General features: G+C 47.1%; 1 tRNA gene. It reads left to right on the top strand.

Going from position 1 to position 242, the window contains the following annotated elements:
• The first annotated feature begins 142 nt into the window (after positions 1–142).
• Positions 143–233, top strand: a tRNA-Ser gene (locus RRF55_RS27690).
• Positions 234–242: the final 9 nt, after the last annotated feature.

Here is a 242-nt window from a genome sequence, read left to right as displayed (position 1 = left end):
GCTAGATGCGAAGCGTGCGATTCGTGAAGGTGCCGAAATCGCCTCGAAATTATAAGCTTTTGATGAAACAATATGCAGTTGGTTGCTTTGACGGTAAGTTTTACTTGTCATGAAAACAAAAGCTCCGTATGATGGCGCACATGGAAGCGTGGCAGAGCGGTTTAATGCACCGGTCTTGAAAACCGACGAGGGCTTATACCCCTCCGTGAGTTCGAATCTCACCGCTTCCGCCAAATTAGAAA

Origin of the sequence: Klebsiella sp. K47, assembly GCF_051858335.1 — a bacterium.
In the GTDB taxonomy this organism is placed as follows: Bacteria; Pseudomonadota; Gammaproteobacteria; order Enterobacterales; family Enterobacteriaceae; genus Klebsiella; species Klebsiella pneumoniae.
Note: the sequence above shows the minus strand (reverse complement) of the source record. Positions and strands in the feature narration are given on the sequence as shown.